14 protein-coding genes are annotated in these 15,361 nt (G+C 69.9%); 2 read left to right on the top strand and 12 right to left on the bottom strand.

The annotated features are described in order from the left end of the window. Positions 1 to 442 precede the first annotated feature (442 nt). On the top strand, positions 443 to 1,870 hold the full coding sequence (locus tag DEU36_RS12095; protein ID WP_120264603.1) for an NAD(P)/FAD-dependent oxidoreductase: 1,428 nt from the start codon (positions 443 to 445) through the stop codon (positions 1,868 to 1,870). 27 nt (positions 1,871 to 1,897) lie between these two features. Here the strand turns inward: DEU36_RS12095 and DEU36_RS12090 are convergent, their stop codons facing one another. The 9 genes from DEU36_RS12090 to DEU36_RS12050 all read right to left on the bottom strand — a co-directional run bounded on the left by DEU36_RS12090 (position 1,898) and on the right by DEU36_RS12050 (position 7,594). Then, positions 1,898 to 2,707: a hypothetical protein gene (locus tag DEU36_RS12090; protein ID WP_120264602.1), complete on the bottom strand. Its 810-nt coding sequence runs from the start codon at positions 2,705 to 2,707 to the stop codon at positions 1,898 to 1,900. Then, on the bottom strand, positions 2,704 to 3,354 hold the full coding sequence (locus DEU36_RS12085) for a hypothetical protein (protein WP_147374410.1): 651 nt from the start codon (positions 3,352 to 3,354) through the stop codon (positions 2,704 to 2,706). The genes DEU36_RS12090 and DEU36_RS12085 overlap by 4 nt, the downstream gene beginning before the upstream one ends. A 107-nt stretch (positions 3,355 to 3,461) precedes the next feature. Beyond that, positions 3,462 to 3,947, bottom strand: a complete 486-nt coding sequence (locus tag DEU36_RS12080; protein WP_147374409.1) for a hypothetical protein — start codon at positions 3,945 to 3,947, stop codon at positions 3,462 to 3,464. A 32-nt stretch (positions 3,948 to 3,979) separates the two neighbouring features. After that, complete coding sequence (locus DEU36_RS12075; protein ID WP_120264599.1) at positions 3,980 to 4,654, bottom strand: hypothetical protein; 675 nt, start codon at positions 4,652 to 4,654, stop codon at positions 3,980 to 3,982. Between the two features lie 10 nt (positions 4,655 to 4,664). After that, positions 4,665 to 5,306 carry a hypothetical protein gene (locus DEU36_RS12070; RefSeq protein WP_120264598.1) on the bottom strand — a complete coding sequence of 214 codons (642 nt, stop codon included), beginning with the start codon at positions 5,304 to 5,306 and terminating at the stop codon, positions 4,665 to 4,667. Further along, positions 5,306 to 6,433, bottom strand: a complete 1,128-nt coding sequence (locus DEU36_RS12065) for a hypothetical protein (protein ID WP_120264597.1) — start codon at positions 6,431 to 6,433, stop codon at positions 5,306 to 5,308. Before DEU36_RS12065 ends, DEU36_RS12070 begins: the two co-directional genes overlap by 1 nt. Continuing rightward, positions 6,430 to 6,732 carry a hypothetical protein gene (locus DEU36_RS12060; RefSeq protein WP_023955668.1) on the bottom strand — a complete coding sequence of 101 codons (303 nt, stop codon included), beginning with the start codon at positions 6,730 to 6,732 and terminating at the stop codon, positions 6,430 to 6,432. Before DEU36_RS12060 ends, DEU36_RS12065 begins: the two co-directional genes overlap by 4 nt. A 64-nt stretch (positions 6,733 to 6,796) precedes the next feature. Beyond that, complete coding sequence (locus DEU36_RS12055) at positions 6,797 to 7,084, bottom strand: WXG100 family type VII secretion target (protein ID WP_112617469.1); 288 nt, start codon at positions 7,082 to 7,084, stop codon at positions 6,797 to 6,799. A gap of 216 nt (positions 7,085 to 7,300) precedes the next feature. Beyond that, a complete protein-coding gene (locus tag DEU36_RS12050; RefSeq protein WP_120264596.1) occupies positions 7,301 to 7,594 on the bottom strand; it encodes a hypothetical protein in 294 nt (97 codons plus the stop codon). A 110-nt stretch (positions 7,595 to 7,704) separates the two neighbouring features. On the opposite strand from DEU36_RS12050, the gene DEU36_RS12045 reads away from it, so the two are divergent. Next, positions 7,705 to 9,099, top strand: coding sequence for an HNH endonuclease signature motif containing protein (locus DEU36_RS12045; RefSeq protein ID WP_120264595.1), 1,395 nt, complete (start codon positions 7,705 to 7,707; stop codon positions 9,097 to 9,099). 738 nt (positions 9,100 to 9,837) lie between these two features. Here DEU36_RS12045 and DEU36_RS12035 read toward each other — a convergent pair. From DEU36_RS12035 to DEU36_RS12025, 3 genes are all read right to left on the bottom strand, one after another. Then, positions 9,838 to 10,050, bottom strand: coding sequence for a hypothetical protein (locus tag DEU36_RS12035; protein ID WP_147374408.1), 213 nt, complete (start codon positions 10,048 to 10,050; stop codon positions 9,838 to 9,840). A gap of 256 nt (positions 10,051 to 10,306) precedes the next feature. Further along, positions 10,307 to 10,672 carry a hypothetical protein gene (locus DEU36_RS12030; RefSeq protein WP_120264592.1) on the bottom strand — a complete coding sequence of 122 codons (366 nt, stop codon included), beginning with the start codon at positions 10,670 to 10,672 and terminating at the stop codon, positions 10,307 to 10,309. A gap of 80 nt (positions 10,673 to 10,752) precedes the next feature. Then, positions 10,753 to 15,330, bottom strand: a complete 4,578-nt coding sequence (locus DEU36_RS12025; protein WP_120264591.1) for an FtsK/SpoIIIE domain-containing protein — start codon at positions 15,328 to 15,330, stop codon at positions 10,753 to 10,755. Positions 15,331 to 15,361 lie beyond the last annotated feature (31 nt).

Genomic DNA, 15,361 nt, shown 5'->3' with positions numbered 1-15,361 from the left:
GGAGGACTCCCCTGCCGCACCCCGCGCGCTGCGGCCGCGGCATCCGCCGGTTCATCCGCGGCGCGACCGGCTCGCCGTGCCGCAAACAGGCTCACCCGGCCCCAACCTCCGAGCACACGCGGGATACGTCGACGCAGCCTGTTCTCGGCACGCCCCGAGGCGCGCAGCGGTGCCACCGGTGTCTTCGTCGGCCCGGAGGGGCGGGCGGGTCGAGCCTGCGCCGCGCGCCGATGCGCGGCCGAGCGAGCGTGCCGTGCGCAGGCTCAACCCCACGCGATCTCCGTTCATCGGTCGGGTTGAACCGCTCAGCCTGTTGACGGCACACGCGGACGAGCGACCGGGGCGCGAGCGACCCGCCCCGGACCGCCCGATGACGTGACCCCCGCGACGCTTCCGAGCGCAAGCGCTGGCGTGCAGCCCGCGACGGGGTTAGCGTCGCGGCATGAGCGAACGCACCTACGACCTCGTCGTCATCGGAGCAGGCCCCGTCGGCGAGAACGTCGCCGACCGTGCCGTACAAGGCGGCCTGAGCGTCGCCATCGTCGAGAGCGAACTCGTCGGCGGCGAGTGCTCGTATTGGGCGTGCATGCCGTCGAAGGGACTGCTTCGGGCCGGCGCGGCGCTGCGCGCGGCCCGCGCAGTCGACGGCGCGAAGCAGGCCGTGACAGGCGATGTCGACGTCGCCGGTGTGCTGCGCCGTCGCGACTCGCTCACGTCCGACTGGAACGACTCGTCCCAGGTCGAGTGGCTGCAGGGGGCGGGAGTCGATCTCGTCCGCGGCCACGGCCGGCTGGCGGGCGAGAAGCGCGTCGAGGTCACCGAACCCGACGGTTCCGTCACCACGCTCGTCGCGCGCCACGCCGTCGCGGTGTGCACGGGTTCGGCGGCCCTCCTCCCCGATGTCCCCGGCCTCGCCGATGTCTCGCCGTGGACGAGCCGCGAAGCGACCGCCGTGCAAGAGGTTCCGGGTTCGCTCGCCATCGTCGGCGGCGGTGTCGTCGCCGCGGAGATGGCCACGGCGTTCGTTGACCTCGGCAGCGACGTCACACTCATCGCGCGCAGCCGGCTGCTCGGACCGATGGAGCCCTTCGCGGGCGACCTCGTCGCCCAGTCGCTGACCGACCGCGGCGCGCGCGTGCTGCTCCACACCGACCTCGTCTCCGCCCAGCGCGTCGAGGACGGCCAGGTCGAGCTCGAGCTGTCGAACGGCACGCGCGTCCGCGCCGACGAGGTGCTCGTCGCGACCGGTCGTGTCCCTCGTACCGGGGATCTCGGACTGGATGCCGTCGGCCTCGAGCCCGATTCCTGGATGGATGTCGACGACACCATGCTCGTCCGCGGATCCGATTGGCTCTACGCGGTCGGTGACGTCAACCGCCGCGCTCTCCTCACCCATCAGGGCAAGTACCAGGCCCGCGCGGCGGGCGATGTCATCGTCGCCCGGGCGACCGGCGGCACGGTCGACGACGCTCCGTGGGGCGCCCATGTCGCGACCGCCGACCATGCCGCCGTGCCGCAGGTGACCTTCACCGACCCCGAGGTCGCTTCGATCGGCGAGACCGAGGCGTCCGCGCGCGCCGCGGGTCGCAACATCCGCGTGCTCGACTACGACCTCTCGTGGATCGCGGGCGCGTCGACGCGTTCGGACGCGTACACCGGTCAGGCGCGCGCGATCGTCGACGAGGACCGCGGCGTTCTCATCGGGGCGACGTTCGTCGGGGCGGATGTCGGTGAGCTGCTGCAGGCTGCGACGATCGCGGTCGTCGGCGAGGTTCCGCTCGCGCGGCTGTGGCACGCCGTGCCGGCGTACCCGACGCTCAGCGAGGTGTGGCTGCGCTTCCTCGAGACCTACGGCCGCCCGAACGTCTGAGCCGGTCGGCCCGCCGCAGCCACCGGCTCACGCGCGCCGCTCGGCGTCGAGGAGGAACAGCGTTCCCGGCTCGCACCCGAGGGCCTGCTCCAGGGTGCCGGCGTCGATCAAGCCGCGCTCGTGCAGCACGGCGAGCGCGGCGTTGCGGTCGTCGACGATGGCCTGACGCTCACCCGCCGGCAGCGCCGCGATGCGGGCGCGGATGTCGCCGACGCTGAGGCCTGTCTCGGGCGCGCCCTCGCCGTCGCCATCGGGCTCGCGGACGCGGAAGCGCACCAGCATCACGAGGGCTGCCAGCCCGGCGACGCCGAGCGCGATGAGGACCGGAACCCGCCACTGCTGCCACCCCGTGTAGTCGTCGAGCTCGGCGACGCCGGGCATCGTGCCCAGCGCGAGAAGTGCCATCGCCGCCGCCACGAGGTGGATGGAGAACTCCGGCCACGAGAACCGGGCGCCCCGGAGCAGCCAGATGACCAGGAGGGTGGCCTGGCTGACCGCCGCGACGGTGAACATCGCGCCCGCGATCGGCATCGCCCGCTGGGCCTCGATGCGGTGGAAGTCGAAGCGGTCGCCCATGAGCACGGCGAGGCCCGTGATCGGTGCGAAGAACGCGCCGATCACGAGGGCCCACAGCACGACGTCGAGGATGCGATGTAACGATGACCTCTTCGCGTTCGCGTGCAGGCGTTGCGCCATCGCGGCGCCGTCGGCGCCGAAGTGCTGGAAGATCTCCGGATGCCGCTGGTAGGCGACAGCCTCGAGCTGCGCGAATCGGACGTCGGCGGCGAGCGAGTGGTCCTCCGCCCAGCCGCGTGCCGTGGTGCGGAGGAAGCTCATGAGCCACCGCCGTAGGGGGCGACGGGAGACTCGGTGGACGCGGGCGGAGGTTCGATCGGCGTTCCGTCCTCGTTCCAGTACACCGGGCTGCCGTCCTCGGGGAAATAGAACCGGGGTTGCCAATCGGGCCCCTCGAAGGCCGGCACGCGCAGGGCGAGTCCGGGGTAGGAGATGCCGGCGAAGACCATGTCATACAGCTTCGCGGCGTCACCGGGGAAGCACCCGGGTTCCGCGGTCACTCGGATCGTGCCCCGCGCAGGGCGTATGGTCACGACGCCACGACCGACGGGACCACCCGTCGTGATCACGTTGACTTCCTGGCGGTCTCCCTCGCCGTAGGTCGTGGTGGTCGCCGTCATGTCTGCGGCCTCGAAGGCAGCGGATGATGCCGCCACGATCGAGTCGACATCCGGCGCGTCCTGCTCCAGCAGTCGCGCCCACGAAAAGGCGTACCCGTCGGAGCCGCCCTCTCTCCGGCACGGGATAGGCGAGGCTCCCCACGACCCCTGATCCACCTTCCACTCACCATCGTGGATCGCCATGATCACCGAATGCATGGTCGTCGCGTACGAGAGGTATCGATCCTCGCCGTCGCGGTAGAGCGCATCTCCCGTCGGTGCTTCGGCTGCGGAACTGCATCCCGTCATGATCACTACCATTCCCGTGGCCAGCGCCATGGCAAACGTGCGTCGCGCTCGCCCTGTCGCGCGGAGGCGGTATGAGCTGCTCCGCGAGTGCCCCAGCCGGCCCGCCGTCATCGCTCACCAATCGAGGAACGTCGGGAGAGCATGGCGATGCCCACGACCAGGATGACGACCGCGAGAGCCGAGATCGGGGCCGCGGCCCATTGCGCATCCCAGACCATGTCCCCCGTTCGCACGCCGTGCTCCGGCGTCATACCGGCGAACAGGACCGCAGCGATCGCGGCGGCGATGCCAGGCCCGATAAGTCCGCGCAGACCCGGCACATCGTCGCGACGAGCGGTCGCCACCGAGACGACGGCCAAGACCACGGATGCACCGGCTAGCGCGATCAGGACTCCGGCGGGTATGACGAAGAGCGGATACGGCGCCGCGACGGCCCACTTGGCCCTTGTGGACTCGCTGACCTGCCCGCCCGAGAGGATCAGCGACCCCACGAGGAATACGATCAGCGCAGCGGGAGGAACCACGCCGACGATCGCAGAGGCACGCGTGGCGAACGCGTGCCCGCGGCTCGGCGGCGACGACGGCGGGACCACGGTGTCAGCGTATGCGGCAGATGGAGCGCGTGTCAGCGAGCGCGCACCGAGCGTGTGAGCCACGACCACAGCGGGTCGCCCGCACTCAGGCCGTTGACGATACGCAAGACGCCGCCGCCCTGCCCGATTCCACTGAGGGCGCCGCAGATGCCGACGAGCAGGGCCGGCACCGTGAAGATCGAGACGCCGGCGCCGAGGTCGCGTATGAACACTGCGACGCCACCCACAGCGACCAGCAACGCGAGCGCTACAGTGAGCAGGCGGACGAGGATGCGGGGCTCGAGGTTCACTGTTCGCGCCTGCACCCACCCGGCGGCTCGCGGCGCGCGCTGGCCGTTCACGTACGGCGCGCGCAGCCAGTACGACGCCGCCCGGGTGAGCGCGCGGCCGGTCCACCACAGGGCGACGAGCAATGTGGAACCTGCCAGCGCGATCACGACGGCGATCAGGGTCACGATCACATCGACAGCGTCTACGCGCCCGGGGGTGCTGAGTGACGCGACCATTCCCGCTGCGATGAAGCCTCCCCCGGCGGCGACGACGAAGGCGACGACGCCGAGAGCCCAGCGCGACCATCGCTCGTAGTCCGAACGCAGTACGGCGGCGGCACGATCAGCTTCGGCGGCCGTCGGGGGCGCGTACGGATCCACGGTCTCACCCGTCCCGAGGAACGGGCGGGATGCGGCCTGGATCAACGCGAACGCCATGAACAGAATGCTACGGGGTGGCTGAGACGGGGTCTGCGGGCTCGACGCCCTCGGGCAGAGCCTGCGTGGTCGTGAGCGCGAACGCGACGTGCAGCGCCAGCTCGGCCGACTGCTGCGGGTCGGAGCACAACCCCATGACGACGGCTGTGCCCGCGTCGCCGGGAAGACGGATCTCGCCGACCGCGGTGAGGTGCGGCATCCCGCCGTCCATCGACGCACCGAGGGTGATCGTGCCGACGCGACCGTCCGGGGTAGTGAAGCTCTCGCTGCGCCCGCCCTCGCCGAACCGCGCAAGCGGGAGCAGCCGGTGGAAGGCCGTCGCGGCGGCGTCGGTCGCGGCCGCCCCCGGCACCACGTTCGTGCAGAGGAAGAATGCCGCCGGGCGCTCGCCCAGCGTCAGCGAGACACCGGCGAAGGCGAAGGCGGTGTCGGCGAACAGCTCGACGCCGGCACGGAAGCCGTCGACGATCGCGTCGCGCGCGGCATCCGGGAGCCAGCCCTCGGCACTCACGAGGTACCAGTCGAGCCACTCCTGCGGCGAACGATCGCCGAACGAGCGGAACTCGATCCACCCCTGGGGCACCCGCTGCCAGACCCGCAGCGGCGCACCCTCAGCCGCGATCGGGTCGAGCGTCGCCTCCTGCTCGGCCATCAGACCTCCTCGTCGGTGCGCGGACCGTTGCCGCGCAGGGTGTTGTTGAACCGCTCGGAGAGGTTCTGCCACGGCCCGGTCAGACTGTCGACGAAGTCCGTCCCCTTGCTGTGGGCGTCCATCGCACTGTTCACGGTCCAGTAGGTGTTCGCGACCATGTTGGGCAGATTGACGTTGAGCGCCACGGCGACGCTTCCCGCCGCGGCTCCACCGCCGGCCATGGCCGGCGTCATGCCCTGGATCGACGGGATGAGCACCTGTCCGCCGGGTCCGATCAGCGCCTTTGCCGCCTGCCCGAGCGCGCCACCCGCGAGCAGCCCGAGGGCGCCGGTGGCGAACTCGGCGAACGTTCCGCGACCGGTCGCCCACTGCAGGCCGTCGATCGCGACGAGCGCGATGGACATGATGAGCGCCACCGTGCCGAGGACGGGGATGAAGAGCGAGAGGATCGCGATGATCGGCAGCGCCGCCCGGAGGATGTCCTCCAGGATCGGCACCACGTTGTCCATGAGCCAGTTGCCTGCGTCGGCGAGCCAGTCGCCGGCCGAGCCCATGAAGTTGGTGAACTTGTTGCCCGCGTAGGAGTCGAGCGTGTCGCTCGCCGACAGGAGCGCTCCCGCCGCGGCGGCCGCGTCGGCGTCGACCTCGTCCTTGAGCTGACGAGCGCGCGCGCGGATCGACTCCAGCTCGCCCTGCGCGTTCGCCAGCGCCGTCGACGCGTTCGACACGGCATCCGGGTCGGCATCCTCGGCGTCTTTGTTCGCCTGCGCTTGCGCATGCGCCGATTCCGATGAGGCGACGCTCGCGGATGCCGCTGAGGCCTCCTCCGCGAGCGCTGCGGCACGCCGCTGGTAGTTGGTGAGCTGATCGGTCCAGGTTGCGAGGGCGGTCCGCGATGTGCGCAACGCCTCGCCGGTGTCGCTGAGGTGCGGTCGGAAGTCCTCGCTGAGTGCGGCGCGGAAGGCCGTCGCCGACTTCCCGATCCAGGCGGCGTCGTCGGAGCCGTCCATCATCGAGAGCGCGTCATCGACGCCGTCGCAACTGGTGGTGAGCGCATCCACATATCCGGAGAGCGTCGCGACGTCTCCCGGGGCGGGGTCGAAGCCGAGAGCGGAGAAGTCGGTCACGACGCCGATCCTTCCTGCGGAACCATGCTGTTGCCGAGCTCGGTGTCGAGCTGCTGGAATGCCTCGAGAATGCCCTCGAGTCCCGTGCCCGCGTCTTCGGCATAGCGGGCGAGTTTGTCGATACCGCCACCCCACGAGTCGTGGAGATCCTCGAGACGCCGCCGCAGCACGTCTTGGGGCACGGCCGCGCCCGAGACGTTCGACATCGCCCGTGTCGCCCCGTCGAGAACATCCCGCATGTTCGCGTAAGCGTTGCGGCTGGCGCGCATCGCGCCGTAGTCGATCCGCACGTCGACCATGGTCACCTCCGAGAATCGAGCGGAGCCGAGGCGCCCAGGACGCCTCGGCTCCGAGAAGACGAGATCAGCTGCCGGCGAGCTGCTGGTCGAGGTCCTGGATCGCGCGCATCATGCCCAGCAGCGACTCGGACATGTCGTTGATGCCATCGACCGCGTTCTTCAGACCCGTCGTCAGCTCCGAGTAGCCCTCACCGAACTTGCCCGACGCGTGCTGCGTCTTGAAGTCGTCGCCCAGCAGCGTGTCCACCTGCGACTTCAGGGTGTCCAGCTGACCCTGAATGTCATCACGAGCCTGCGCCAGCGAACTCGCAACCTGCTCCATCTCGCCATAAGACGCACCGAAATCAGCCATGACGGCCCTCCTGAAAGTAGATGTCCCGACCCCCCTCCGGAGCCGACACCCAAAACCTATCGGCACCGATCACATCAGGTCGATGGGGAGAACTCCCCATCTCGGAATGTGCTAGGCAATCGCTTTCCTCCGGTAGCCCGTGGCGCAGTTCCGCCCTTCATGCCGAGAGGACGCGCCGTGATACCGCGGTCTTTTCCATCCCGCCCGTCGGTGAGCTCAGGTGAGGTGGCCGACACCCGCGAGCGCGGCCTTCGTGCGAGGCGACATGACCTCCGGCGCCATCGTCATCTCGAGCTTCTCGACATCGGACCACCCCCCGCGGAATCGGACGACGCGCGAGAGGAAGACGTGCAGGGCGATGTGAGCCGCGGCCGCGGCCAGCCAGAACGATCGCGGCGGGGGCGATGTTGACGACGGCGATGATGATGAGCGGAACCCAGGCGCTCGGGAGGCTCCACCGCGGTCCAAACGTGCGTGACGCGTCAGGTTCGGACGGCTGTGCTGCGGCATGTTCCGACGGTCGATCGCGCGGATGCCGCAGCCTGTGGACAGTTCGGGTGAATGTCGGAGGTCGGCGCCATGATTAGAACGTGCATTCGAACCACGCATCCGGCAGCGGGATGGGCAGCGACGCCGACGTCGCCGCGCTCGCGGCGCTGGTCGCGGATGCCGAGGCGGCTGCGGATGTGGTGCGGGCCGGGCAGGTCCGGGAGGTGCGGGTTCTGGCGGCGGCGGGGGTGCTGGCTGAGCAGCAGTCGGCGGGCGCGTCCGAGCGGGTGAAGGCGCGGGAGATGGCACTGCGTGGGATCGCCGCCGAGCTTGCCGGGGTGTTCGTCGCGACCGACCGGACGTTGCAGCGTCGCATCGACGAAGCCCGAGACCTCGTCGACAACTACCCGTTGACGATGGCGGCATGGGAGGCCGGGCGGATCGTCCGCGGGCACGTGCGGGTCATCCAGGACGTCGGATGCGTCATCCCGGCGGGTGACCGTGCGGAGTTCGAACGCCTCGCGATCGAGAAGTGCGAACGCGACGCCCCGAACCGGGTGCGCGACGCGCTCCAGATGGTCGCCGAACGGGTGCACCCGCGATCGTTCGCGGAACGCCACGAGGAGGTCGCGGCGGGGAGGTGCGTCTCGGTTAAGCCCGGCCCGGACGGGATGTCGGATTTGATCGCGACGCTGCCGACCGTGATCGCCGACGGAATCGTCGACCGACTTACGCGACAGGCGCGGGAGATCATCAACGCACGACCTGCGCGCGACGCCGCGGGCGTTCCTGACGAGCGAGCCGACACGCGAGCCGACGCGAATGGCGGCGCACCCGACGCCGAAACGACGCTTGATGTCGGGTCGTCGTTCATCGACGACGGCCGGAGCATCGACCAGGTTCGAGCCGACGTGTTCTCCGACCTCCTGCTGGCCGGAACACCGGCCCTCGACCCCACCGCGACCGGTGACGGCAACGGCACCCTCGGAGCGATCCGCGCGCACGTACAGGTCGCGGTGTCGGCTTTGACCCTGATGGGCAACGATGAGGAGCCGGCTGATCTCGCCGGACGCTCCCCCATCGACGCCGCCACCGCCCGCGAGCTGGCGGGCAACGCCACCTCGTGGGACCGGCTCCTCACCCACCCCGTCACCGGAACCGTCCTGGAATGCGACGCGTACCGGCCCACCGCGGCAATGATCCGGTTGCTGCGAGCCCGGGACCGGCACTGCCGTTTCCCCGGATGCCGACAACCCGCCATCCGATGCGAACTCGACCACACCATCGCCGCATCCGACGGCGGCAAGACACACGTGTGCAACCTCGCCGACCTCTGCAAACGCCACCACGACGTCAAACACCACACCAGATGGCACGTGGCACAACTCGCGGGTGGAACCCTCGTCTGGACCTCACCGACCGGGCGGGTCTATCGCGAAGACGCACCACCACCACTGGTCACCTTCACGATCCCAGAACCACCCGGCACGGCTGGGCCACCACCCGACGTACCACCACCGTTCTGACGCGCATCTCCGCCGTCCCGACGCGCAGCGCCAGGGTATGAAAGATCTCGGAATGCCGCTGGAAAGCGACCGTTTCGAGGCGACTGAACCGCGTCTCCGCGCTCAGGATCGCGCGAGAACCCCGGAGAGCCGCAGCGAGGCCGACCAGGATCGCCGTCGGCACGAGGAAGAGCGGTGAGGGGATGACGGCGTCCCGCTTCGTGTCCATCGGTGCGCTCACTTGGCCACCCGACAGCACGAGCGACCCGATGAGGTATGCAACGAGTGCGTGAGACGACGGTGATCACCACATAGAGCGTTCGGCTCGCGGAGTGCGCTCGGCGTGGTGAGGCGGTCGGCTGCGGCACGGCGCCAGCCCAGGCGGACAACGACGACACCGTCGGACGAGGTCCCGGCGCGGCAACCGCACCGTACAGTCCCGTACGCCAGAGCGCGCGGCCCCCACGAAGACGGCCATGGCGACGACCGGACCCCGGTTGCGCTCGTGGCGGGGTGGCACGAGCACCGCGGTGCCGGAGAACGACGCCGCCACTCCCAGGGGTGAGTGTGATCCACAACCCCGGTCAACTCTCCGCGGCCCGCTCAGTCTGCGGGCGGCGGGGAAGAGGGCAGCCGCGGCTCACCATCGGCGATGCCGAAGAAGATCGGGTCGGAGGGCGCCTCCTGCTCTGGGGCCGGCCAATCCGGAATCGGATCGTCACCATAGATCATCCGGTCCAATTCCTCGATGTCGCCGGGCTAGCAGGGCGAGGTCGCGGTCAGCACCACGTTGCCGTTGTCGATCAACGTCACCGTCAACAGCGAGTACACCCCCTGCTTGCGCACGATCACATCACCCGACGACACCGTCCCGGACGCGAGATCCATACCCTCGACCTCGAAACCCGCCTCGACCAGATGCTGAGACACCGCCTCCCGTTTGTCCGGGATCTCCGCCGGATCGATGCTCACCGTCCGGGTCAGATCGAACTTCCACCCGTCGCCGCACCCGACTCCCGACGGCAGCATCCCGTACGCCCCACCTCCCAGGGCCCGTCGTGGACCGCCGCAAGCACTCCGTTCGTCGTCTCCCGGAAATCCAGATACAGGCTCTCCGCCCGCTCGAACAGTTCCTCACCTGTCGGTTCTGCCACCGTCGCCCCACATCCCGTCAGAACGGTGACCGCGAACGCGGCCGCCGTCGCACCGAACAGACTTCTCCGCATGCTCACCGCCGCACCTCATCGGCGCGCCGGGGGCGGGGCGATCGCACCGCGATGATGACGAGGAGCACGACCTGCGCCACGGCGAGTGCGAACCACAGCCGCAGTTGCGCTTCCGAGAACGACGTGCCCGCAGACGTTCCCACCCCAGCGCGGTATCCGATCGCCGCGACCATTGCCACCGCGACGATCGTGGCGATGATCGCGGCATCCGTTCGCCTTGCCGCAGGCCGGACGACGGCCGCCGCGCCGAGAGCGAGAACCGCGACGACGGATGCCGTCACCATGATCGGAAGGGCGAGGCCGGGGTCGAGCCGGATACGCCGGAGCGGTGGATACATCACGGCAGCCGAGACGACCGCGGACGTCATCCCGGCGCCCGCGATCCACGCCCACCACCGCCCGCCCGCAGTGGCTGGCGACGCGCGGACCCGCCCCGACGACATCCGACTCAGCGAATGGTCTCGGTGACGGTGTCCGTCGACACGACCTCCGCGGCGCTGGCCGCCACAGGACCGGGCGCCGCGACGGTCTCGGACTCCACGAGCGGCATCTGCACCGTGACGGCGCGACCGGCCTGCACGAAGATTCCGCGGCCTTCAGGGAAGTCGCTGCGCTTGACCTTCGGGAACGGCACCTTGAACACGGCGTCGCCGTCGAAGGCATCCGGTTTGAGGATGATGCCCTTGCGGCCGCCCTTGAAGTCGCCGACGAGGCCGAACCCGCTGGTCACCTGCGTGACGTCGGCATCGCCGATGAGCAGGTGATCGCTGCGGTTCACCGCCTGGAACAGCGCCTTCAGGGGGCGCTCCGCGGGCGAGTCGGCGAACTGCGGCACGTCCTCGACGACGATGAGGATGCGGCGCCCCAGCGTCTCATCCGCGACGAGCTCCGCGAGCTCGGTGGCGAGCTCCTTCGCGTCGTCGGGCGTCGTGGCGCTGCGCACCCACGGCGCGAAATCGCGCAGCTGCGACCGGCGCCCGCCGAAGTGGAACAGCGTCACCTCGGGGTCGAGGCGCGTCATCGAGGTGATGAGCGCCTTCATCGCCGTGGTCTTGCCCGCCATCGGCGGGCCGGCGACGACGAAGGTGCCGACGGGGTCGAAGTCGCGCGCCGCCAGCGTGTCTTCGGCGACCCCGAGTACGGGGAACTCCCCGATGCGGTCGGGCAGGTCGGCGAGTGCCAGACGCGTCGGCAGCGAGCCGATCTCGGCGACCTCGCGCACGCCGCGCGAACGCAGCTCGTCGGCGAGCTGACCGAGCAGCTTCGTCTGCTCAGCGACGTTCGGCGTGCCGCCGAGCACCGCGATCTGGGTCTCGAACCCGTCGACGATCGCCCGACCCGGCGCAGATCGCTCGTCGAGGACATCCTTCGGCGCGTTCAGTAGCGCGTAGGCATTCTCGTCGGAGAGGCGCAGGACGACGCGACGCGAGATGTTCGAGCTGACGGCCGTCGGCACCGACCCGGAGCGGTCGGCGGTCGCCACGACGTGGACGCCGAGCGGGCGGCCCTCGCCGAGGATCCGCATGAACGCCTGGTAGAACGGCATCCGCGCCGTCGTCGACTCCCACTCGGCCCGGAACTGCGGCAGCCCGTCGAGCAGCAGCACGATGCGCGCCTCGTCACGGCCGGTGAGCTCGCGGTACTCGGCGATCGTCGACGCGTTGGCGGCGCTGAAGCGCTTGCCGCGATCGTCGAGGACCTTGCCGAGCGAACGCATGATGCGCTGCACACGCTCGGCGTCGTCACCGGGGATCACCGATCCGACGTGTGGCAGGATCTCGAGGCTCTTGAGCGATCCCGATCCGAAGTCGAGGCCGTAGACCTCGATGTTCTCGGCGCGGCGGCCCGTGGTCGCGGCGGCGATGGCGATCGTGCGGAGGACCGTCGACTTGCCCGAGCCGCTCGTGCCGTACACGAGCATCGAGCCGTCGCGGTCGGGATCGAAGTAGACCGCTTCCTGCAGCTGGCGTTCGGGGATGTCGCTCTTGCCGATGAGGATCGACCCGGCTCTGCCCGCGGGCAACGAGCGGATGTCGACGGTCGTCTCCAGATCGTCGAGCCACGGCCGCCGCGGCGCAGGGATGGCCGCCCGGTTGGCCGCAGCGACGAGGGTCGCGACGATGCGCTTCTGGTCGTTGGGCCCGGGGTCGACCTCGGCAGCGGGGTCTTCGGGCTTCTCGTCGACCTCCCAGCGCTGCACCGAGCCGAAGCGGAGCTCGGCGACGCTCACATCGGCGGCGACGACCTCATCGGTGCTCCAGCCGCCGGCATAGGCGGACTGGAAGGGCACGAGCCGGCCCGGGCCGGTCTTCGCGATACCGCGGCCGGGGATGCTGGGGTCGAAGCGTGCCGCCACGGGATCGTCGACGACGTCCTTCGAGTCGGACTCGTCGGCCATGCGCAGCGCGACGCGCAGGTTCGTGTTGGCGCGGAGGTTGTCCTTGATGACGCCGGCGGGACGCTGCGTCGCCATGATGAGGTGGATACCGAGCGAACGGCCGCGCTGAGCGATGTCGACGACTCCGTCGACGAACTCGGGCACCTCGCCGGCGAGAGCGGCGAATTCGTCGATCACCAGCACGAGAGCGGGCGGGGTCTCGGGGTCACGACGCTTCTCGAGCTCGAGGAGGTCCTTCGCCTTCTTGCGGTTGAACAGGTGTTCGCGGTGATGCAGCTCGGCCCGGAGGCTCGTCAGGGCGCGGCGGACCAGGTGCGGGCTCAGGTCGGTCACCAGGCCGACGGTGTGCGGCAGCTCGACGCAGTCGGCGAAGGCCGACCCGCCCTTGTAGTCGACGAAGAGGAAGGTGACGCGGTCGGGGCTGTGGGCGGCCGCCATGCCGAGCACCCAGGCCTGCAGGAACTCCGACTTGCCGGCACCCGTGGTACCGCCGACGAGGGCGTGGGGGCCCTGTGTGCGCAGGTCGAGCGTCATGGCGTCGGTGGCGCCCTGGCCCACGATCGCGCGGAGGTTGCCCGCCTTCTTGAGGCGGGGCAGCGCAGCGCCCGAGCGATCGAGGATCGTGTTGTTCTCACGCCAGCGCTCGACCGCGAAGGTGGGGTCGGACGCGAGCTCCGAGCCGACCAATGAGAGGAACATCACCGAGTTCGGGATGTCGGAGGAGTCCTCGATGATCGTGCTCGCGTCGGTGACCGGCGCGAGACGCTTCGCGAGCACGGTCATGAGCTCGTTCGAGACGCCCTCGACCTCGGTGACGGGGTACTCCACGCCGCTGCGCACCGTACCGACGCGCGCCGCGCCGAGACCGGCCGACACGTCGACGAACGAGCGGCACACGGCGGGCAGCGCATCGACGACGGGTGCGACGAAGATGCCGTAGACCCCGACGTCGGCGCCGCGCTCGAGCACCTGGATCAGACGCGCGCGGTCGACGGGCGCGTCGGCGGTCACGATGACGAGCACCGCGGTCTGCCCCGGGAAGGTCGCCTCTTCAGCGGCGCGCCGGACGTCGGTGCCGTAGCGCATCGGGTCCCAGTCGTCGTCGAACGGCAGACGCGGCGCGGCCGCCGCCTTCGACCGACGCATCACGAGCTCTTCGAGACCCGACAGCAGCGCGGCCCCCGTGGAGGCGGAATCCGACAGCGGCATGTCACGGAACGGGCTGCGCTCACTCGAGGTGTGCGGCAGCCACTTGAGCCATTCGAGCTCCTTCGCCCACTCGGGCTCGGTCAGCGCGACGGCCGCGAGATCGTTCGGAGAATGCAGGCCGAATAGTTGCACGGCCAGACCGCGAAGAGCGTCGGCGGCCTCGCGGGCACCGCCGGCGACGCCGATGACGCCGACGCTCTGAAGCGATTCGAGAACCGGGACGCCGTCGATCAGACGGTAGCGCTCGCGCAAGCGGTCGACGCGTTCGACGTACTCCTGCAGCGCGTCGGGGTTCTCCGCGCGCTTGACGCTCGTGCGCGAGGGAGCCTCCGAGGTGCCCATGCGCACCGAGAGGAAGTTCCAATGCTCGGGCCGGCGGGTCCAGAGCATGGGGCCGAGCTGCATGGACTGCTCGAAGACGACTGCCACCGGCGGGACTTCGGCGTTGCGCACCTCGCGCTCGCGCGGACGCAGCCGGTACAGCTTCTCTTCGAGCTCCTCGAAGGTGCGCTCGAAGATCTCGACCTCTTTGCGCTGGCGCTGGCCGAGCTGCGTGCGCTGCGAGACGAAGTTGCCGAGCAGCATCATCGGCGTCATGAACACGATCAGCAGCGTGCGCGGCTGATTGGTGATGGAGAACATCGCGATGCCGAGGATGAGCGGAGCGATGAGCATCGGCCAGGGGAAGAGGCGCGAGACCGGGTCCTTGGGCAGCCGCGGCTCTTCGAGCTCCTCCCCGACGTAGCGCGCCTCGACCCGGGGGCTGCGGTTGAACAGCAGGCTGCCGCCGCGTTCGAGGACCGGATCCTGCTCGACCGGAGCGAACGTCTCGGCCATCGAGACCACGAGCTCGGTGTCGCCGAGCTGGAAGCGCTGACCGGGGATGACGCGGAGACGCTGAACGAGACCGCCGTCGATCACGATGCCGTTGGCCGAGTTCAGGTCGACCAGCTCGACGGATGCCCCGATCTCGATGCGAGCGTGGCGCTTGGAGACGAGCCGGTCGTCGAGGACGATGTCGTTGCCTTGCGCCCGGCCGATCGTGAAATGACCCTGCGGCAGCGAGAACTCGCGTCCCGCGAGGGGGCCGCCGACGACGTGGAGAATGGCGGCGACGGGGCCGCCCGCTCCGCGCGTGGCGACGTAATCCGCGCCCAGGTTGGTCACCGACGCGACGAACCCCGACCCGATGGGCGCGTCGCTGACGAGCATGTGCGGGTCGAGCATGACGAAGTCGGGTGAGGTCGGCGGCGCGACCGTGAGTGTCAGGACATCCGCCTCGCCTGCCGCGACCTCCCGTCGCGGATCGCTGTCGACGATCCGGCGGGCGACGTCGTGCACGGTGGCCGTCGAATCCGACGTGACGACGATGTCGGTGCCGGTGTGATCACGGCGCTGGAGAGTCAGCTTGAGTCTCATCGAGGATTCCTGTCAGCCGTGCGACGTCGGT

Origin of the sequence: Microbacterium sp. AG238 (assembly GCF_003610405.1) — a bacterium.
In the GTDB taxonomy this organism is placed as follows: domain Bacteria; phylum Actinomycetota; class Actinomycetes; order Actinomycetales; family Microbacteriaceae; genus Microbacterium.
The sequence above is the reverse complement of the archived record's forward strand: the minus strand, read 5'-3'. Positions and strand labels throughout refer to the sequence as shown.

What these genes read in the sequence shown, in the direction of transcription:
- DEU36_RS12075 (WP_120264599.1), bottom strand. Translation starts at nt 4,654, where the DNA reads ATGGCGTTCGCGTTGATCCAGGCCGCATCCCGCCCGTTCCTCGGGACG.
- DEU36_RS12090 (WP_120264602.1), bottom strand. Translation starts at nt 2,707, where the DNA reads ATGAGCTTCCTCCGCACCACGGCACGCGGCTGGGCGGAGGACCACTCG.
- DEU36_RS12050 (WP_120264596.1), bottom strand. Translation starts at nt 7,594, where the DNA reads ATGCCGCAGCACAGCCGTCCGAACCTGACGCGTCACGCACGTTTGGAC.
- DEU36_RS12085 (WP_147374410.1), bottom strand. Translation starts at nt 3,354, where the DNA reads ATGACGGGATGCAGTTCCGCAGCCGAAGCACCGACGGGAGATGCGCTC.
- DEU36_RS12070 (WP_120264598.1), bottom strand. Translation starts at nt 5,306, where the DNA reads ATGGCCGAGCAGGAGGCGACGCTCGACCCGATCGCGGCTGAGGGTGCG.
- DEU36_RS12055 (WP_112617469.1), bottom strand. Translation starts at nt 7,084, where the DNA reads ATGGCTGATTTCGGTGCGTCTTATGGCGAGATGGAGCAGGTTGCGAGT.
- DEU36_RS12045 (WP_120264595.1), top strand. Translation starts at nt 7,705, where the DNA reads ATGGGCAGCGACGCCGACGTCGCCGCGCTCGCGGCGCTGGTCGCGGAT.
- DEU36_RS12030 (WP_120264592.1), bottom strand. Translation starts at nt 10,672, where the DNA reads ATGACGTCCGCGGTCGTCTCGGCTGCCGTGATGTATCCACCGCTCCGG.
- DEU36_RS12060 (WP_023955668.1), bottom strand. Translation starts at nt 6,732, where the DNA reads ATGGTCGACGTGCGGATCGACTACGGCGCGATGCGCGCCAGCCGCAAC.
- DEU36_RS12025 (WP_120264591.1), bottom strand. Translation starts at nt 15,330, where the DNA reads ATGAGACTCAAGCTGACTCTCCAGCGCCGTGATCACACCGGCACCGAC.
- DEU36_RS12095 (WP_120264603.1), top strand. Translation starts at nt 443, where the DNA reads ATGAGCGAACGCACCTACGACCTCGTCGTCATCGGAGCAGGCCCCGTC.